We start from the raw sequence: 18,844 nt of genomic DNA on the forward strand, positions 1-18,844 counted from the left end.
GGGTCGTGTGGTGCTCTGGAGGCATGACCCCCTTCACCGCCCGCTGCACCCTGGTCGGCGCAGCGGTGGTGCTGCTCGTGGTGGGGCTCGTCGTGCCGGTCGAGTGGCCGTCGCGCGCGGTGCTCCTCGGAGCGGCGGGGTGTTGCGCGGTGCTCGACGTCCTCGTGGTCCGCGCGACCAGGGTCCGTCGCTCCCGCGGCGCCGAGTGCGGGGCGGACGTGGCGGTCCTGGTGCCGACGTCGTCCGGACCGCCGGGCGCCGAGGACGAGACCGTCGGGACGGGGACGCACCGGCGGCCCATCGTCCTCGGCACGGCGTCGAACGGCCGTGAGCTCTCCGTCGACGACCGCTCGCGGCCCCACATCGTCGTGATCGGGTCCGGCGTGCTCGCGCTGGCGGTGTTCCGGGCCGTCGCGGCGCAGGTCCGCGCCGCGGCCGGTCCGGACGACGAGGTCCGAGCCGCGTGCGGTGCCGAAGCGCGCGCGGTGGTGGCTGCGGGCAGCGATCACTGTCCGGCGATGCCCTCCGGCACGGCCGCCGTCGTGGTCGACCGCCCAGCCCACACAGCGAACCCCGACCGCCCAGCCCACGCAGCGAACCCCGACCGCCCGGACCGGGCGTGCCCACCGACCCGCACGACCGTGGTCCTCGTACCCGGCCTCAGCGTCCTGCCCCGGCACTGGGACGTCGCCGTCGAGGTCACCCGCCACGAATGCACCGTCCGACACCCGCACGAACGGCGGGGTACCCCCGTGGCACCGGCACTGCCGCAACTGCAGGACGAACCCGGATGACCCCGGCACAGGGCCACCTCGCGAACCCGCCCTCAGCGCAGCCCGGACCCCGCCCGCAGCGTCCCCACCGGCACCCCGCCGCCGAGCACCTGCTCGCCCGTGGCCGCCATGACGTCCGCGACCCCCGCCGCGTCCAGGATGCCGTTGCGCTCGAGCAGCGTGAGGGCCGCGAGCGTCCCGGACCGCTGCGCGCCGTCGAGGGTCTTGACCGCGACCGCTGCGCCACCGGGCAGCCCCATCACCATGACGCCCTCGGCGCCGAGCTTCGCCAGCACCCGGAGTCGCTCGATCGTCACCGTGTTCGCCCGTCCGATGCCGTCGATGGCCCACGGGTGGTCGAGTACCGCGTCGGTGAGCGCTGCCGTGTCGGACTCGGCCCGCGCGACGACACCGGCGAAGCCCCGGGCGAGTCCGGCCAGCGTCAGGGGGAACACCGGGGCCCCGCACCCGTCGGTCCCGACGACGTCGACGGTCTCGTGGGTGAACTCCTCGACGGTCTCGCGGACGCGCTGCTGCAGCGGGTGCGCCATCTCGAGGTAGGTCTCCTCGTCCCAGCCGTTCACCCGGCACGCCGCGAGCATGCCCGCGTGCTTGCCGGAGCAGTTCATCGCGAGGCGCCTCGGCTCGGTCATGGTGCGGGCGGTGGCGCGGTCGAACGGCATGTCCGGCGGGCAGCCGAGGTCCGACTCGACGTGGTCGTACGACTCGAGCATGTGCAGCGCGATGGCCTGGTGCGCGGGGGTGCCGGCGTGGCTCGCGGTGGTGAGGACGAGCTCCTCGTCGGAGAACACGGCTCCGGCACGACGGACCGCGAGCGCCTGGAAGGGCTTCATCGTGGAGCGGGGGTAGACGCTGGCCTGCACGTCACCGACGGCGTCGATCACGGTGCCGTCCGCGGCGACGACGACCCCGGCACCGACGTGGCGGCTCTCGTCGAACCCGTTGCGGTCGAGGACCGCCAGTTCGACGGACCCCTCGGCGGTGAGAGGATGGCGGTCAGTGTGGACGTCGGAGAGCACCGTCATGCCGCAATCGTACTGATCTTCGAGGAGCCCACCGTGTCCGACCACTCCTACGAGGTCTCCGTCCACTGGACCGGCGACCGCGGCACCGGAACGAGCGGCTACCGCGACTACGGGCGCGACCACGACGTCAGCGCCGCGGGCAAGCACGGCATCGAGGGCTCCGCCGACCCGACGTTCCGCGGGGACCGCGACCGCTGGAACCCCGAGGAGCTCGTCGTCGCGTCCCTCGCCCAGTGCCACATGCTGAGCTACCTCCACGTCGCCGTGACCGAGGGCTTCACCGTCGTCGACTACGAGGACCGCGCCACGGCCAGCCTCAACCTCAACCGCGACGGCTCCGGGGAGCTCACCGAGGCGACGCTGCGCCCGGTGGTCACCATCCTCGAGGCGGACCGCGTCGCCGACGCCGAGGCCGCCCACGCCACCGCGAACAGCCTCTGCTTCATCGCACGCTCGGTGGCCTTTCCTGTGCACCACGTCCCGCACACCAAGGTCCGTGCGGCAGACTAGGTCCTCGTGAAGCGTCTGCGTCTCCTCCCGATCGCCCTCGTCCCCGCCGTCGTGCTGGGACTCGCCGCGTGCTCCGGATCCGGGTCGAGCGACTCGACCGCCACCCCGAGTGCGTCGTCGAGCGCGACCGCCGCAGCCATCACGTCCTGCCCCGACCCGGGTTCGGCGTCGAAGGCGATCAGGGTGTCCGGCGCGTTCGGCGGCAGCACGGCACCGACGGTGAAGTTCACGGGCGGCCTCACCGCGAGCAAGCCCCAGGCGAGCACGGTCGTACGCGGCAAGGGTGCCTCGCTGGACGAGGGCGACTACGCGCAGGTCTCCTACAGCGTGTACCAGGCGTCGGACGCGAAGAAGCTCGGCACGGTCGGCTTCGACCAGGGCAACCCGCAGGTCCTCTCGGTGGGCGGTTCGGGCTTCGGCGCCCTCCTGGCGTGCTCGAAGGTCGGTGACCGCATCGCGGCGGTCGGTCAGTCGTCGGCGCTCGGCTTCAACACCGGCGGCGAGATCGTCGTCGTCGCCGACGTCGTGGCGCAGACCCCGACGAAGGCCACCGGGAAGGCCCAGGAGCAGGACCCGAAGCTCCCGACCGTGCAGGACAAGGCGGACGGCGAGCCGGAGATCACCATCCCCGAGGGCGTCGCGGCACCGTCGAAGACCACGCCCGAGGTCATCAAGCAGGGCACCGGCGACACGATCGCCGACGGCGACACCGCGCTCGTGCAGTACAAGGGCGTCGTCTACGACACCGGCAAGGAGTTCGACTCCTCGTGGTCGAAGGGCGTCCCGACGACCTTCACCATCTCCGAGGGCTCGCTCATCAAGGGCTTCGTGACCGGGCTGGTCGGCCAGAAGGTCGGCTCGCAGGTCCTCATCGTCGTCACGCCGGAGGACGGCTACGGCGCGAACCCGCAGGAGGGCTCGGGCATCCCGAAGAACGCCACGCTCGTCTTCGTCGTCGACATCCTCGCCAAGGGCTGACCGTGCGCCAGAAGCGGCGCATCGCGATCCTCGGCAGCACCGGCTCGATCGGCACCCAGGCACTCGACGTCGTCGCCCGCAACCCCGACCGCTTCGAGGTCGTCGGCCTCACCGCCGGCAGCAACCGCACCGTGGTCGCCGAGCAGGCCGCACGCTTCGGCGTCCGTGACACCGCGTTCGGCGCCGCGGACACCGAACGCCTGGTCCGCAGCGTCGAGGCCGACGTCGTCCTCAACGGCATCACCGGGTCGGTCGGCCTCGGCCCCACCCTGGCCGCGCTCGAGTCCGGCGCCACGCTGGCGTTGGCGAACAAGGAGAGCCTCATCGTGGGTGGCCCGCTCGTGCAGGCCGCCGCGGCACCCGGCCAGATCGTCCCGGTCGACAGCGAGCACTCCGCCATCGCCCAGGCGCTCCGCTCCGGCACGACGGACGAGGTCCGCCGGCTCGTGCTCACCGCGAGCGGCGGCCCGTTCCGCGGGCGCTCGCGCGCGGACCTCACGGACGTCACCCCGGCCGAGGCGCTCGCCCACCCGACGTGGGACATGGGCCTCGTGGTCACGACGAACTCCGCGACGCTCGTCAACAAGGGCCTCGAGGTCATCGAGGCCCACCTGCTCTTCGGCGTCCCCTACGACCGCATCGACGTGACGGTGCACGCGCAGTCGATCGTGCACTCGATGGTCGAGTTCGTCGACGGCTCGACGATCGCACAGGCGTCGCCGCCGGACATGCGGCTGCCCATCGCCCTCGGTCTCGCGTGGCCCGACCGGGTCCCGGGCGTCGGGGTGCCGCTCGACTGGACGTCGGCGAGCACCTGGACGTTCGAGCCCCTCGACGACGAGGCCTTCGGTGCGGTCGCCCTCGCGAAGCGCGTCGGGCAGCTCGGGGGGACGTTCCCGGCCGTGTTCAACGCGGCGAACGAGCAGGCCGTGGCCGCGTTCCACGCGGGAGCGATCGGTTTCCTCGACATCGTCGACACGGTCGAGCGCGTGGTCGACGAGCACACGGCGGGGGAGCCCTCCCTCGAGGGCGTGCTGGCAGCGGAGCGCTGGGCGCGCACCGCGGCCGACCGCATGCTCTCCCGCTGAGGCGAGTCGCGCCTCCCGTCCGTCAGCACGGCTGCGGGAGCAGACGGACCGGGCGGTCCAGGAGGCGCGGCGCACCTCCCAGGGCGCGCTCGGCTCGGTCATGGGAACCGTCCCGTACCCTTTCCCGGTGACCGTCGAAACCGTCCTGCTCTTCGTCCTCGGCGTGGTCGTCTTCATCATCGGCCTGCTGGTCTCGATCGGACTCCACGAGCTGGGGCACCTGTCCTTCGCGAAGCTGTTCAACGTCAAGGTGACCCAGTACTCGCTGGGCTTCGGCAAGGCGATCTGGTCGTTCAGGCGGGGCGAGACCGAGTACGGCATCCGCCCGATCCTGCTCGGCGGCTACATCTCGATGGTCGGCATGCTCAAGCCGCGGGCGTCCGGGCGACCGAGTGCGATCACGAACACGGGCATGTACGGCGCCTTCGTGCAGGACGCCCGGCAGGCGAGCGCCGAGCAGATCGCGGACTCCGGCGGCGACGACTCGCGTGCGTTCTACCGGTTGACCCCGTGGAAGCGGATCATCGTGATGGTCGCCGGTCCGGCGATGAACCTCGTGATCGGCATCGTGCTGTTCGGGGTGCTGCTCGTCGGGTTCGGTGCGCCGACGACCACGTTCACGTCGAGCGTCGACTGCGTGCTGCCGACGAGCCAGGCGACGACGTGCACCTCCGGGGACGCCGTGTCGCCGGCGAAGCAGGCCGGCATCCGGTCGGGCGACGTCGTGCTCTCGGTCGACGGGAAGCAGGACCCGACGATCGCCCAGGTCTCCGAGGTCTTCCAGCGGTCCGCCGGCGAGGACGTCACCGTCGTGGTGTCCCGCGACGGGGCCGAGAAGACGCTGCACATCACGCCGACGACCGCCACGCGGGACGTCTACACCGCCGACGGCACGGTCGCGAAGAACGACGACGGCAGCACGAAGACACAGCAGGTCGGCGTCGTCGGCGTGAGCATCGGCCAGTCGCTCGTCCGGCAGTCGCCGGCCGCGGTGCTGCCGGCCACCGGGGCGCAGATCTCGGCGTCGGCGCACCTCATCATCGACCTGCCGCAGCGGCTCGTCGCGGTGTGGAACGCGGCGTTCGGCTCGCAGGAGCGGTCGCAGGACAGCCCGGTGTCGGTCGTCGGCGTCGGCCGCGCGATCGGCGAGGTCTCGTCGATGAGCGGCGTGCCGGTGGTCGACAAGGCGTACACGATCCTCGGACTGCTCGCCTCGCTGAACATCGGCCTGTTCGTCCTGAACATGGTGCCGCTCCTGCCGCTGGACGGCGGCCACATCGCCGGCGCCCTGTGGGAGGCCGTGAAGCGCCGCTCCTTCACGCTGGTCGGCAAGGCGGACCCGGGGCCGATCGACCTCGCGAAGACGATGCCGCTGACGATGGTCGTCGTGGTCCTGCTCGCCGGCATGAGCGCCCTGCTCATCTACGCCGACATCGTGCGCCCCGTGAACCTGTTCGGGTAGCGACGAGGTCTCGGCCGCGCACTACGCTTTCGCACATGAGCACAGCTCCGGAAGTCCGCACGGTCGAGCGGCAGGGCACCGACGTCATCGCCGAGTCCGACCGGAAGGGACGTCCGAGGGACCTCTTCTGGCCGTGGTTCGCCGCGAACATCTCTGTGCTCGGCCTGTCGTACGGCTCGTTCGTCCTCGGGTTCGGCATCTCCTTCTGGCAGGCCACGATCGTCTCCGTCATCGGGGTCGCGTTCTCGTTCCTGCTGTGCGGGATCGTCGCCATCGCCGGCAAACGGGGCTCGGCACCGACGATGGTGCTCGGCCGCGCGGCGTTCGGCGTCCGGGGGAACCGGCTGCCGGCGTTCCTCAGCTGGATCCTCACCGTCGGGTGGGAGACCGCGCTCGCGTCGGCGGCGGTCCTGGCCACGTCGACGGTGTTCCGGGAGCTCGGGTGGGACGGCGGCGTCCTGACGAAGCTCGTCGCACTCGTGGTCGTCGCCGCACTCGTCGTCGGTGCGGGCATCGCCGGGTTCGACGTGATCATGCGACTGCAGACGTGGATCACGGTCATCACCGCGGTGCTGACGATCGTCTACGTGGTGCTCGCGCTGCCCTCGATCGACCTCGGTGCGATCGCCGCGCTGCCGGCCGGGAGCGCGCAGAACGTCGTCGGCGCCCTCGTGCTCGTGATGACCGGGTTCGGCCTCGGTTGGGTGAACGCCGCCGCGGACTACTCGCGCTACCTGCCACGGTCGGCCTCGACCCGCGGGGTCGTCTGGTGGACCACGTTCGGCGGGGCGCTCGCGCCGATCGTGCTCGTCGTGCTCGGCGTCCTGCTCGCCGGCTCGTCGAAGGACCTCAACACGGCGATCGCCGCCGACCCGATCGGTGCGCTGACGACCGTGCTGCCGGTGTGGTTCCTCATCCCGTTCGCCCTCGTCGCGGTCCTCGGACTCGTCGGCGGTGCGGTGCTCGACATCTACAGCTCCGGACTGGCTCTGCTGAGCGCCGGCATCCGCATCCCGAGGCCCGTCGCGGCCGGGGTCGACGGCGTGTTCATGGTGGCGGGCGCCGTCTACGTTGTGTTCTTCGCCGACTCGTTCATCCAGCCGTTCCAGGCGTTCCTCGTGACGCTCGGCGTGCCGATCGCCGCGTGGTGCGGGATCTTCGTCGCCGACGTCGTGATCCGCCGGGCTCCGTACGCCGAGCGGGAGCTGGAGGACCGCCGTGGCCGGTACGGCGACGTGCGCTGGCTCGCCGTCGGCCTCGTCGTCGTGGGGACCGCGCTCGGCTGGGGCCTGGTGACGAACACGTACGGCGTGCCGTCCTGGCTCAACTGGCAGGGGTACCTGCTCGAGCCGTTCGGTCTCGGCGGGCGAACCGGCGCTTGGGCGTACGCGAACCTCGGGGTGCTCGTGGCGCTCGTCGTCGGGTTCCTCGGCACCCTGCTGTTCGCCCGCGGCTCGGTCCGCCGGCAGGAGCAGGCATGAGCGCGGTCGAGGCCGCCGTCGCCGGGGTACCGGAGGACGCGTGGCTCGTCGTCGTCGACATGCAGGAGGTCTTCACGGGCGAGAGCCCCTGGGCCACCGGGCGCTTCGACCACGCCGCCGCCGGGATCGAGCGCCTGCTCCCGCGGTTCACCGGCCGCACGGTGTTCACCCGCTTCGTCGCTCCGGAGCACCCGCGGGGTGCCTGGGTGCCCTACTACCGGGACTGGTCGTTCGCGCTCGTGCCGCACACCGATCCGCTCTGGGACCTGACCGAACCGTTCGCGACCGCCGCGGCGGACCGACGCGACCCCGTCGTCACCGAGACGACCTTCGGCAAGTGGGGGACGCGCCTCCAGGCCGTCACCGGTGACCACCCGCACCTCGTCCTGGTCGGGGTGTCCACCGACTGCTGCGTCCTGTCGACCGCGCTGGCGGCCGCGGACGCCGGCGCGACGGTGACCGTCGTGGCGGACGCGTGCGCCGGGGCGAGCGACGAGGACCACGAGCGCGCCCTCGCGGCGATGCGGCTCTACGCGCCGCTCATCACCGTCATCTGAGCATCACGCGTGCGCGGGGCTGGGCGTCACCGGGAGCGCGTAGAGTGCACCTCGTGCCTGCAGTGAACCTCGGTCTGCCGAAAGTCCCCGAAACTCTGAGCCCGCGCCGCAAGTCCCGGCAGATCCGGGTCGGCAAGGTGCTCGTGGGCGGCGACGCGCCCGTGTCCGTCCAGTCGATGACCACGACGCCGACGACGAACATCAACGCGACCCTCCAGCAGATCGCCGAGCTCACGGCGTCCGGTTGCGACATCGTCCGCGTGGCGGTGCCGAGCCAGGACGACGCCGACGCGCTGCCGATCATCGCGAAGAAGTCGCAGATCCCGGTGATCGCCGACATCCACTTCCAGCCGAAGTACGTCTTCCAGGCCATCGACGCCGGCTGCGCCGCGGTCCGCGTGAACCCGGGCAACATCCGGAAGTTCGACGACCAGGTCGGCGCCATCGCCAAGGCCGCGAAGGACGCCGGCGTCTCGCTCCGCATCGGCGTCAACGCCGGTTCCCTCGAGCCGAGCCTGCTGCAGAAGTACGGCAAGGCCACGCCCGAGGCGCTCGTCGAGTCCGCCGTGTGGGAAGCCTCCCTGTTCGAGGAGCACGACTTCCACGACTTCAAGATCTCGGTCAAGCACAACGACCCGATCGTCATGGTGAAGGCCTACCGGCAGCTCGCCGCGGCGGGGGACTGGCCGCTGCACCTCGGCGTGACCGAGGCCGGCCCGGAGTTCCAGGGCACCATCAAGAGCGCCACGGCGTTCGGCATCCTGCTGGCCGAGGGCATCGGCGACACCATCCGCGTGTCCCTCTCCGCCCCGCCCGCGCAAGAGGTCAAGGTCGGCCTGCAGATCCTGCAGTCGCTCAACCTCCGCGAGCGCAAGCTCGAGATCGTCTCGTGCCCCAGCTGCGGCCGGGCCCAGGTCGACGTCTACCAGCTGGCGAACGACGTGACGAAGGGGCTCGAGGGCATGACCGTGCCGCTCCGCGTCGCCGTCATGGGCTGTGTCGTGAACGGCCCGGGCGAGGCGCGTGAGGCCGACCTCGGCGTCGCGTCCGGCAACGGCAAGGGGCAGATCTTCGTCAAGGGCGAGGTCATCAAGACGGTTCCGGAAGCCGAGATCGTCGAGACCCTGATCACCGAGGCGAACCGTCTCGCCGACGAGATGGGGCCGGCGGCCGGCACCGGCAAGCCGCTCGTCGTCACGTCGTAGGCGCGCGCGGGCGCGCGCAGGCGCGCGCAGCGCTTTCGTGAGCAGAAGAGGTCGGGTCGCGCGAACGCACCCGACCTCTTCTGCTCACGAAGTGCCGCACACCGGACCGGACGCAGGACGGGAGGCACGGTGCCAGCCCGCACCGCGCCTCCCGACCGCAGACGCGCGCCGCACCCACTCCCACGCGCCGCTAGGCTTGCCCCGTGGTCACACGGCTTTCGCATCTGTTCCTCCGTACGCTCCGCGACGACCCCTCCGACGCCGAGGTGACGAGCGCGAAGCTCCTCGTCCGCGCCGGCTACGTCCGTCGCCAGTCCCCGGGGATCTTCGCGTGGTTGCCGCTCGGTCTGAAGGTCCGCGCCCGCATCGAGGCGATCATCCGCGACGAGATGGTCGCCGCCGGCGCGCAGGAGGTCCTGCTCCCGGCGCTCCTGCCGCGCGAGCCGTACGAGGCGACGAACCGCTGGACCGAGTACGGCGACGGCATGTTCCGCCTGCAGGACCGCAAGGGCGCCGACTACCTGCTCGCGCCCACGCACGAGGAGATGTTCGCGCTCCTGGTGAAGGACCTCTACGGCTCGTACAAGGACCTCCCCGTCACGCTGTTCCAGATCCAGGACAAGTACCGCGACGAGGCACGCCCCCGCGCCGGACTCCTGCGCGGCCGCGAGTTCACCATGAAGGACGCGTACTCGTTCGACCTCACCGACGAGGGCCTCGAGCGCAGCTACCAGGTCATGCGCGACGCCTACGAGAAGATCTTCGCCCGACTCGGTCTCGAGTACGTCATCGTCAAGGCGGACGCCGGCGCGATGGGCGGGTCGAAGTCCGAGGAGTTCCTGCACCCGATCGGCGTCGGCGAGGACACCTTCGTCCGCAGTGCCGGCGGCTACGCGGCCAACGTCGAGGCCTACGTCACCCCGGTGCCGGACGCCCTGCCGATCGAGGGGCAGCCCGAACCCGTGCTCCTGCCCGCGTCGGACACCCCGACGATCGAGACGCTCGTGGCGCACGCGAACGAGGTCGCCCCGCGCGAGGGCGCCCCTTGGACGGCCGCCGACACGCTGAAGAACGTCGTGCTCGCCCTGACGCACCTCGACGGCACGCGCGAGATCGTCGTCGTCGGGCTCCCCGGTGACCGTGACGTCGACCTGAAGCGCGCCGAGGTGGCCTTCGCCCCGGCCGAGGTCGAGCCCGCCGGTGACGACGACTTCCGCAAGCACAAGAGCCTGGTCAAGGGCTACATCGGCCCGCAGGTCCTCGGTGCCGAGAGCACGACGGGCATCCGCTACTTCGTCGACCCCCGCGTGGTCGACGGCACCGCGTGGATCACGGGCGCGAACGAGCGCGGCGTGCACGTCTCCGGCCTCGTCGCCGGTCGTGACTTCGTGGCCGACGGCGTCGCCGAGGTGTCCGACGTCCGCGCCGGCGACCCGGCCCCCGACGGCTCCGGCCCGCTCGAGACCGCGCGCGGCATGGAGATCGGCCACGTCTTCCAGCTCGGCCGCAAGTACGCCGAGGCGCTCGGCCTCAAGGTGCAGGACGAGAACGGCAAGCTCGCCACGGTCACGATGGGCTCGTACGGCATCGGCGTGACGCGCATCCTCGCGATCCTCGCCGAGGCGCACAACGACGAGAAGGGCCTCGCCTGGCCGAAGAACGTCGCACCGTTCGACGTGCACGTCGTCGCGACCGGCAAGGACGAGGTCGCCTACGACCTGGCCACGTCGATCGTCGCCGAGCTCGAGGGTGAGCGGTTCGAGGTCCTCTACGACGACCGTCCGAAGGTCTCGCCCGGCGTGAAGCTGCGCGACGCTGAACTCCTCGGCATGCCGATCGTCGTCGTCGCCGGTCGCGGCGCCGCCGACGGCGTCGTCGAGCTGTGGAACCGGGCGAGCGGCGAACGCCGCGACGTGCCGGTCGCCGAGCTGCTCGAGGCGGTCCGCGCGATCTAGCGGGTCACGTCCTCGACGTGACGACACGGCGGACGGGAGGCACGGTGCCAGCTGGCACCGTCCCTCCCGTCCGTCGTCCGGCCGGGTCCGTGACCCGCAGTGCGGTAGTCTGGTCGCCGACTTCCGCGCGGTTCCATCCGCGGGAGCGACTCATCTGAATACGGAGGCCCTCGGTGAAGATCGATCTCGCAGTCCTGCGACTCATGGAGCGTGAGCGGGAGATCCCGTTCGACGAACTCGTCCAGATCATCGAACAGGCCATCCTGACGGCGTACCAGAAGCACCGCACCGAGAACGAGGAGCCCGTCGACGCGGACGTCCGCGTCGAGCTCGACCGCAAGTCGGGCGAGGTCTCGGTCTACGTGCCCGAGCGCGACGACGAGGGCACCGTGATCGGCGAGGCCGTCGACCAGCCCAGCGACTTCGGTCGCATCGCCGCGTTCGCCGCCAAGCAGGTCATCAACCAGCGCCTGCGCGACATCGGCGACGACAAGATCCTCGGCGAGTTCCGCGGCAAGGAAGGCGACATCGTCGCGGGCATCGTCCAGCAGGGCCCGAACCCGAAGATGGTGCACGTCGACCTCGGCACGGTCGAGGCGATCCTGCCGCCGGAGGAGCAGGTGCCCGGCGAGGACTACAAGCACGGTGCACGGCTGCGCGTCTACGTGACGAGCGTCGGCCGCGGCATGAAGGGTCCGCAGATCACGGTTTCGCGCACCCACCCCGGCCTGGTCCGCAAGCTGTTCGCCCTCGAGGTCCCGGAAATCGCGTCCGGCGTCGTGGAGATCACCTCCCTCGCGCGCGAGGCCGGCCACCGCACGAAGATCGCGGTCAAGGCGAACGAGCCCGGTGTGAACGCGAAGGGTGCGTGCATCGGCGAGCTCGGTGCCCGCGTCCGTGCCGTGACGACGGAGCTCGGCGCCGAGAAGATCGACATCGTCGACTACTCGTCCGACCTGGCGTCGTTCGTGGCCAGCGCCCTGTCGCCGGCCAAGGTGACGAGCGCCTTCGTGCTCGACGCCTCGACGAAGGCCGTCCGCGCCCTCGTGCCGGACTACCAGCTGTCGCTCGCGATCGGCAAGGAAGGGCAGAACGCCCGCCTCGCCGCGAAGCTCACGGGCGCCCGGATCGACATCCAGCCGGACTCGATCCTGGACGGCGAGGACTGACGGTTTCGCTCGTGGCACGTCCGGTCCGGGCGTGCCGGATCGCGGTCGTCGAGAGGGAGGAGTAAGGTGGTTCCCGTCAGAACATGCATCGGCAGTCGCCGTCGTGCTCCCCGGTCCTCCCTCCTCCGTGTCGTCGCCCTGAGCGACGGTCGTGTCGTGGCGGACCCGAAGGCAGTCATGCCGGGGCGGGGAGCGTGGCTCACCCCGACCGTCGAAGCACATGATCAGGCCGTCAAGCGCAAGGCGTACCGCCGGGCGCTCCGGCTCGATCATGAACCGGACACGTCCGCGGTGCGTGACTACCTCGAAGCGCTCCGGCGCCCCGAACCACAGGCACGCGACCAGGACATGACAGAACAGGCTGAACGGCTTATGGACAACTGATGAGCGGCTCGAAATGAGACCCGTCATCCATTGAGTCCTGCCCCTCCACGGGGTGGGACCCGTGAAGGAGAACAGTGGCAAAACCACGCGTACACGAGATCGCATCCGAACTCGGTGTCGACAGCAAGACCGCAATGGAGAAGCTCAAGGAACTCGGCGAGTTCGTCAAGGGCCCGAGCTCCAGTGTCGAACCCCCCGTCGCGCGCAAGCTCCGTGCTGCGCTGCAGGCTGACGGCGCCTCGGCGTCGAAGCCCGCTGCGGCACAGACCCCGAGCGCGCCGGCCAAGACCGCGGCGCCGAAGTCGGGCGCACCGAAGCCCGGCGGCCCCCGCCCGGGTCCGGCCCGTCCGGCACCCACCCCCGAGCCCGAGCCCGAGGTGCAGGCGCCCGCCGCCGACGTGCCGACGCCGGCCGCCCCGAAGTCCGTCGCCCAGCGACAGGCCGAGGCCGAGGCTGCTCGCAAGGCCGCCGCTGCCGAGAAGGCCGCTGCCGAGAAGTCCGGCGACGCCGGCCCCGACGCAGCAGCCGAGCCGAAGGACGACGCCGTCAAGCCCGGCGGCGCACCGAAGCCCGGTGCCGCAGCCGGCCCCAAGCCGGGTGGCCCGAAGCCGGGCGCACGTCCCGGCAACAACCCCTACGCGTCGAGCCAGGGCATGGGCTCGCGCCCGCCGCGTCCGGGCAACAACCCGTACTCGTCCAACCAGGGCATGGGCCAACGCCCCGCCGCCGGCGCCGGTGGCGGCAACGGCATCCCGCGTCCGGCCCCGCCGCGTCCGGGTGCTCCCCGTCCGGGCGCTCCGCGTCCCGGTGGTCCCGGCCAGGCAGGCCGTCCGAACGGCTTCGGGCAGCGCCCGGGCCAGGGTGGCGGCGGTCGTGGCGGCCCCGGTGGTCGTCCGGGCGGTGCCGGTGGTGCCGGTGGCGGCTTCCCTCGTCCGGCCTTCAGCGGCCCGCGTCCCGCCGGTGGCGGTGGCCGCGGTCGTGGCCCCGGTGGCGGTACCGCTGGTGCGTTCGGTCGCGGTGGCGGCAAGAGCCGTGCCCGCAAGTCGAAGCGGACGAAGCGCGCCGAGTACGAGATGCGGCAGGCGCCGTCGCTCGGCGGTGTGCAGGTCCCTCGTGGCGACGGCAACACGGTCGTCCGTCTGCGTCGCGGTGCGAGCATCTCGGACTTCGCCGACAAGATCGACGCGAGCCCCGGCAACCTGGTGACGGTGCTGTTCCACCTCGGTGAGATGGCGACCGCGACCGAGTCGCTGGACGAGGCCACGTTCGAGGTCCTCGGCGAGGAGCTGGGCTACAAGATCCAGATCGTCTCGCCGGAAGACGAGGACAAGGAGCTCCTCGAGGGCTTCGACATCGACCTCGAAGCCGAGCTGGACGACGAGGACGACTCGGTGCTGCAGCAGCGGCCCCCGGTGGTCACCGTCATGGGTCACGTCGACCACGGCAAGACCCGCCTGCTCGACGCGATCCGCAACTCGAAGGTCGTCGAGGGCGAAGCCGGTGGCATCACCCAGCACATCGGTGCGTACCAGATCGTCACCGAGCACGAGGGCATCGAGCGCCCGATCACCTTCATCGACACCCCGGGTCACGAGGCCTTCACGGCCATGCGTGCCCGTGGTGCCCAGGTGACGGACATCGCGATCCTCGTGGTCGCGGCGGACGACGGCATCATGCCCCAGACGATCGAGGCACTGAACCACGCGCAGTCGGCCGGTGTGCCGATCGTGGTCGCGGTGAACAAGATCGACAAGGAAGGCGCGAACCCGGCCAAGGTCCGCCAGCAGCTCACCGAGTACAACCTGGTGGCCGAGGAGTACGGCGGCGACGTCATGTTCGTCGACGTGTCGGCTCGTCAGAACATCGGCATCCAGGACCTCCTGGACGCCGTGCTGCTCACGGCCGACGCCGGTCTCGACCTGCGTGCGAACCCCGACAAGGACGCCCGCGGTGTGGCGATCGAAGCACGCCTCGACAAGGGCCGTGGTTCGGTTGCGACCGTGCTCATCCAGTCCGGGACGCTGCACGTCGGCGACGCCATCGTGGCGGGGACGGCCTACGGCCGCGTCCGTGCGATGACGGACGAGAACGGCGTGGCGGTCAAGGCCGCGACGCCGAGCCGTCCGGTCCAGGTGCAGGGTCTGTCCTCGGTGCCCCGCGCCGGTGACACGTTCCTCGTGACCGAAGAGGACCGCACGGCACGTCAGATCGCCGAGAAGCGTGAAGCCGCCGAGCGCAACGCCCAGCTGGCCAAGGCCCGCAAGCGCATCTCGCTCGAGGACTTCACCCGTGCACTCGAAGAGGGCAAGGTCGACTCGCTCAACCTCATCATCAAGGGTGACGTCTCCGGTGCCGTCGAGGCACTCGAGCAGTCGCTCCTGGACATCGAGGTCGACGACAGCGTCCAGCTCCGGATCCTGCACCGCGGCGTCGGTGCGATCACGGAGTCGGACATCGACCTGGCCACGATCGACAACGCGATCGTCGTCGGCTTCAACGTCCGCCCGGACGTCAAGGCCCGCGAGCGTGCAGCGCGCGAAGGCATCGACGTGCGCTTCTACTCGGTCATCTACAACGCACTCGAGGACATCGAGCAGTCCCTCAAGGGCATGCTCAAGCCCGAGTACGAAGAGGTCCAGTCGGGTGTCGCCGAGATCCGCGAGGTGTTCCGTTCCTCGAAGTTCGGCAACATCGCGGGTGTCATCGTCCGCTCCGGCACGATCACGCGCAACGCCAAGGCGCGCGTCATCCGCGAAGGCGTGGTGCTCGCCGATGGTCTGGCCATCGAGTCGCTGCGTCGCTTCAAGGACGACGTGACCGAGGTCCGCACGGACTTCGAAGCCGGTATCGGTCTGGGCAAGTTCAACGACATCCAGATCGGCGACGAGATCGAGACCACCGAGCTCGTCGAGAAGCCGCGCGACTGATCGCGTGACTACCCTGGGCCCCGGCTTCCTTCACGGGAGGTCGGGGCCCAGCCCCGTTCCAGAGCAAGACATCTCCACAGGAGGCACCCATGGCCGATCCGCAGCGCGCACGCAAGATGGCGGACCGCATCAAGGAAGTCGTCGCACGCCGACTCGACAAGGGCCTTCGCGACCCGCGACTCGGGTTCGTGACGATCACCGACGTCCGTGTGACCGGTGACCTGCAGCACGCGTCGATCTTCTACACCGTGTACGGCACCGACGAGGAGCGTGCCGACTCCGCCGCGGCGCTCAAGGCCGCGACCGGGATGCTCCGGTCCGAGGTCGGCAAGAACATCACCGCTCGTCTGACCCCGTCGCTCGAGTTCATCGCCGACGCCCTGCCGGAGACCTCGGCGCACATGGAGGACCTGCTCGTGCAGGCCCAGGTGCGCGACGAGCAGGTCCGTGCAGCCGCGGCCGGCGCGACCTACGCCGGCGACGCCGACCCGTACAAGCACGACGAGGACGAGGACGAGGACGAGGACGAGGACGACGCCGACGCGGCGCGCGCCTGACCCGTCCGATCAGCCCTCGGGCAGCCGGTAGCCGCTCGCGTCGTCCCCGACGGCCAGTCCGTCGCGCAGGAGCGACGCGAGCGCCCGGTCCCGCTGCTCGGCATCGGGCCACACCGGTTCGATCTCGTCGCGCGTGACGGGGACGTCGCTCGCGCGGAGCTCCGCCATGATGAGCCCGCGCACCTGCCGGTCGCTGCCGGCGAACTTCGCCTGCTTCGGCGCGCGTGGGCCGTCGTGCTCCGGGTAGCCGGCGGCCCGCCACGCGCAGCGGTCGGCGATCGGGCACGCGTCGCACGCGGGGGAGCGTGCGACGCAGACGAGCGCGCCGAGCTCCATCACCGCGGCGTTCGTCGCTGCGGCGTCGTCACGGTCGTCCGGCAGCACCGACTCCATCAGCGGGAGGTCCTGCTTCGCCTTCGCGGGGCCCGGTTCGCCCTGGCCGAGCAGGGCGCGGGCGAGGACGCGCCGGACGTTCACGTCGACGACCGGGTGCCGGTCGCCGTACGCGAACACGGCGACCGCTCGGGCCGTGTAGTCCCCGATCCCGGGCAGCGCGAGCAGCGCGTCCACGTCCCGGGGCACCACGTTGTCGTGCTGCTCGGCGATCGCCGTCGCGGCCGCGTGCAGCGCGAGCGCCCGTCTCGGGTAGCCGAGCCGGTCCCAGGCACGCACCGCGTCCGCCGGGGGTGAGGCCGCGAGGTCCGCAGGCGTCGGCCAGCGGGTGAGCCATGCCTCCAGGCGGGGGACGACGCGCGCGACCTGCGTCTGCTGCAGCATGATCTCGCTGACCAGCGTGCCCCACGCGGGGAACCCGGGACGCCGCCACGGCAGGTCGCGCGCCTCGGCGCGGAACCACGCGATGAGCGGCGTCGCGATGTCCGTTCGTCGGGTCGCGTCCTGTGGACGGGTCGGGTTGTCCACATTCGGACTGGAGGCACGACTCGCGTTCACCACGACAGCCTACGGTGGGTGCATGGCACGTTGGGCACCCCAGGAGACCGACACCATGGCCGCGATCGCGGCCGAGGTGATCGCACAGGTCGGCACGAACCGGACGGTCGTCGGCATCGACGGACAGGACGGCGTCGACCTCGAACGCGTGGCCTCCGGGCTGGTCGACGGCTTCCAGCAGCACGGGGTGTCCGCGATGGCCGCCGCCGCACCGTCGAGCGACGTTGACGCGTTGCGGGCCGACCTCGTCGCGCCGTTCCGGTCCACCGGCGAGGGCCCCGGCATCCTCGTGGTGCACGGACACGGGGTGCTGGCACACGGTGCCCACCGACTCTGGCGCTGGTCGCTGTGGGTGGAGCAGGAGTCCGGGCGCCTCGAGCGCCGCGCGGACGTCAAGATCGCCGCGTCCGCGGTGCTGGACGTCACCGAGCCCGAGCACCCGCGTCGCGAGTGGAACGACGCCTGCTGAGTCGCCGGAGCGCTGGTAATCTCCTCTGGTGCTCGAAACCGCGCCCGACGGCATCCTCCTCGTCGACAAGCCGCAGGGGATCTCCAGCCACCGGGTCGTCTCCATCGCCCGACGTCGGCTGGGTCTGAAGAAGGTCGGCCACGCCGGCACGCTCGACCCGATGGCGACCGGCCTGCTCCTGCTCGGGATCGGCCCGTCGACCCGGCTCCTGACGCACCTCGTCGGACTCGGCAAGACCTACACCGCCACGATCCGTCTCGGGGTCTCGACCGACTCGGACGACGCCGACGGGACCCCCACCGCGGCCGTGGGCACGTCCTCGGCGGACGTGTCCGAGGCCGCGGTCGAGCGGGCCGTCGCCGCGCAGCGCGGACAGATCTCGCAGGTGCCGTCGACCGTCAGCGCCATCAAGGTCGACGGCCGCCGCGCCTACGACCTCGCGCGCAAGGGTGAAGCGGTCGTCCTGCAGTCCCGGACCGTGACGGTGTCGCGGTTCGACGTCACCGGCCGGGGTGACCGCGTCGTCTCGGTCGACGGCGAGGACGTGGCAGTGATCGACCTCGACGTCGTCGTGTCGTGCTCGTCCGGCACCTACGTGCGCGCGCTGGCGCGTGACGTCGGCGCCGCACTCGGCACCGGCGCCCACCTCACCGCGCTCCGCCGCACCGAGGTCGGCCCCTTCAGCGTCGACGACGCGATCGACCTCGAGGACGAGTCGGTCGACGTCCGGGCCGCACTCGCCCGACCGGTCGACGTCGCCCGCACCCTGTTCCCGTCCGTGCCGCTCGACCCGGCCGCGGCGAAGGACCTCGCCGACGGCAAGCGCGTCGCGGCGGACCACCCGGACACCGACGGCCCGGTCGCGGCCGTCGCCACCGAGGGGGACCGGCTCGTCGGGCTCGTCTCGGTGCGACGCGGACTGCTGCGCGTCATCACCAACTTCCCGACGGCATCGGGGGTGGGCGCGTGATCGAGTGGTTCATGTGGGTGCAGCTCGTCATCGCCGTGCTCGCCGGGCTCTTCGCGGTCGTCGTGGGGTTCATCGGTTGGAAGCCGAACGACTACACGGTCGGGTCGCTCGCGCTCATCGAGCTGCTGCTCCTCGCCCAGGGTGTGATCTCCCTCGTCCTGCCGGCCACGGGCAGCCCGCCGGTCGGCAACGCGCTCGAGTTCGGCGTGTACGCGGTCTCGGTGCTCCTCGTCCCGCCGGCCACCATCGTCTGGGCGCTCATCGACCGGACGAAGTGGAGCACGGTGGTCCTCGGGGCCGGTGCGTTCACCGTCGCGGTGATGGTCTACCGGATGTACCAGATCTGGTTCGCCCTGAACTGA

General features: G+C 71.3%; 18 protein-coding genes. 16 read left to right on the top strand and 2 right to left on the bottom strand.

Features of this window, described 5'->3' with window-relative positions; all coding sequences use genetic code 11:
• Positions 1 to 23: 23 nt before the first annotated feature.
• Positions 24 to 794: a hypothetical protein gene (locus ACIPEP_RS12270; RefSeq protein ID WP_402717422.1), complete on the top strand. Its 771-nt coding sequence runs from the start codon at positions 24 to 26 to the stop codon at positions 792 to 794.
• Between the two features lie 32 nt (positions 795 to 826).
• Here ACIPEP_RS12270 and ACIPEP_RS12275 read toward each other — a convergent pair whose 3' ends face one another.
• Positions 827 to 1,819, bottom strand: coding sequence for an asparaginase (locus ACIPEP_RS12275; RefSeq protein ID WP_402717423.1), 993 nt, complete (start codon positions 1,817 to 1,819; stop codon positions 827 to 829).
• 33 nt (positions 1,820 to 1,852) lie between these two features.
• On the opposite strand from ACIPEP_RS12275, the gene ACIPEP_RS12280 reads away from it, so the two are divergent.
• The 12 genes from ACIPEP_RS12280 to rbfA all read left to right on the top strand — a co-directional run bounded on the left by ACIPEP_RS12280 (position 1,853) and on the right by rbfA (position 16,092).
• Positions 1,853 to 2,329, top strand: a complete 477-nt coding sequence (locus tag ACIPEP_RS12280; RefSeq protein WP_402717424.1) for an OsmC family protein — start codon at positions 1,853 to 1,855, stop codon at positions 2,327 to 2,329.
• A gap of 6 nt (positions 2,330 to 2,335) precedes the next feature.
• Complete coding sequence (locus ACIPEP_RS12285; RefSeq protein WP_402717425.1) at positions 2,336 to 3,307, top strand: FKBP-type peptidyl-prolyl cis-trans isomerase; 972 nt, start codon at positions 2,336 to 2,338, stop codon at positions 3,305 to 3,307.
• Between the two features lie 2 nt (positions 3,308 to 3,309).
• On the top strand, positions 3,310 to 4,395 hold the full coding sequence (gene dxr, locus ACIPEP_RS12290) for a 1-deoxy-D-xylulose-5-phosphate reductoisomerase (RefSeq protein WP_402717426.1): 1,086 nt from the start codon (positions 3,310 to 3,312) through the stop codon (positions 4,393 to 4,395).
• 127 nt (positions 4,396 to 4,522) lie between these two features.
• Positions 4,523 to 5,857, top strand: coding sequence for an RIP metalloprotease (locus ACIPEP_RS12295; protein ID WP_175496072.1), 1,335 nt, complete (start codon positions 4,523 to 4,525; stop codon positions 5,855 to 5,857).
• A gap of 35 nt (positions 5,858 to 5,892) precedes the next feature.
• Complete coding sequence (locus tag ACIPEP_RS12300; RefSeq protein WP_092386971.1) at positions 5,893 to 7,338, top strand: cytosine permease; 1,446 nt, start codon at positions 5,893 to 5,895, stop codon at positions 7,336 to 7,338.
• The gene (locus ACIPEP_RS12305) at positions 7,335 to 7,895 is read left to right on the top strand and encodes a cysteine hydrolase family protein (RefSeq protein WP_261646935.1); all 561 of its coding nucleotides are present in this window, start codon (positions 7,335 to 7,337) and stop codon (positions 7,893 to 7,895) included. The genes ACIPEP_RS12300 and ACIPEP_RS12305 overlap by 4 nt, the downstream gene beginning before the upstream one ends.
• 74 nt (positions 7,896 to 7,969) lie before the next feature.
• Positions 7,970 to 9,100: a flavodoxin-dependent (E)-4-hydroxy-3-methylbut-2-enyl-diphosphate synthase gene (gene ispG, locus ACIPEP_RS12310; RefSeq protein WP_070419067.1), complete on the top strand. Its 1,131-nt coding sequence runs from the start codon at positions 7,970 to 7,972 to the stop codon at positions 9,098 to 9,100.
• A gap of 203 nt (positions 9,101 to 9,303) precedes the next feature.
• The gene (locus ACIPEP_RS12315; protein WP_402717427.1) at positions 9,304 to 11,055 is read left to right on the top strand and encodes a proline--tRNA ligase; all 1,752 of its coding nucleotides are present in this window, start codon (positions 9,304 to 9,306) and stop codon (positions 11,053 to 11,055) included.
• 173 nt (positions 11,056 to 11,228) lie between these two features.
• Positions 11,229 to 12,224, top strand: a complete 996-nt coding sequence (nusA, locus tag ACIPEP_RS12320) for a transcription termination factor NusA (RefSeq protein ID WP_070416270.1) — start codon at positions 11,229 to 11,231, stop codon at positions 12,222 to 12,224.
• A gap of 66 nt (positions 12,225 to 12,290) precedes the next feature.
• Positions 12,291 to 12,608, top strand: a complete 318-nt coding sequence (locus tag ACIPEP_RS12325; RefSeq protein WP_083294949.1) for a YlxR family protein — start codon at positions 12,291 to 12,293, stop codon at positions 12,606 to 12,608.
• Between the two features lie 74 nt (positions 12,609 to 12,682).
• Positions 12,683 to 15,535 (top strand): translation initiation factor IF-2, encoded by a 2,853-nt coding sequence (gene infB, locus ACIPEP_RS12330; protein WP_071296258.1) that lies wholly within the window; start codon positions 12,683 to 12,685, stop codon positions 15,533 to 15,535.
• Between the two features lie 89 nt (positions 15,536 to 15,624).
• A complete protein-coding gene (gene rbfA, locus ACIPEP_RS12335) occupies positions 15,625 to 16,092 on the top strand; it encodes a 30S ribosome-binding factor RbfA (RefSeq protein ID WP_071296259.1) in 468 nt (155 codons plus the stop codon).
• A 9-nt stretch (positions 16,093 to 16,101) separates the two neighbouring features.
• On the opposite strand, the gene ACIPEP_RS12340 is transcribed toward rbfA, so the two are convergent.
• On the bottom strand, positions 16,102 to 17,013 hold the full coding sequence (locus ACIPEP_RS12340) for an A/G-specific adenine glycosylase (protein WP_071296260.1): 912 nt from the start codon (positions 17,011 to 17,013) through the stop codon (positions 16,102 to 16,104).
• Between the two features lie 52 nt (positions 17,014 to 17,065).
• Between ACIPEP_RS12340 and ACIPEP_RS12345 the strand changes: the two genes are divergently transcribed.
• The 3 genes from ACIPEP_RS12345 to ACIPEP_RS12355 are packed head-to-tail and all read left to right on the top strand — an operon-like array spanning position 17,066 to position 18,844.
• Entirely contained in the window at positions 17,066 to 17,512 is a 447-nt protein-coding gene (locus ACIPEP_RS12345) for a hypothetical protein (RefSeq protein WP_402717428.1), read from the top strand.
• 28 nt (positions 17,513 to 17,540) lie between these two features.
• Positions 17,541 to 18,482: a tRNA pseudouridine(55) synthase TruB gene (truB, locus tag ACIPEP_RS12350; RefSeq protein WP_071296262.1), complete on the top strand. Its 942-nt coding sequence runs from the start codon at positions 17,541 to 17,543 to the stop codon at positions 18,480 to 18,482.
• The gene (locus ACIPEP_RS12355) at positions 18,479 to 18,844 is read left to right on the top strand and encodes a hypothetical protein (RefSeq protein WP_070416264.1); all 366 of its coding nucleotides are present in this window, start codon (positions 18,479 to 18,481) and stop codon (positions 18,842 to 18,844) included. Before truB ends, ACIPEP_RS12355 begins: the two co-directional genes overlap by 4 nt.

The organism is Curtobacterium sp. NPDC087082 (genome assembly GCF_044745045.1).
GTDB lineage: Bacteria > Actinomycetota > Actinomycetes > Actinomycetales > Microbacteriaceae > Curtobacterium.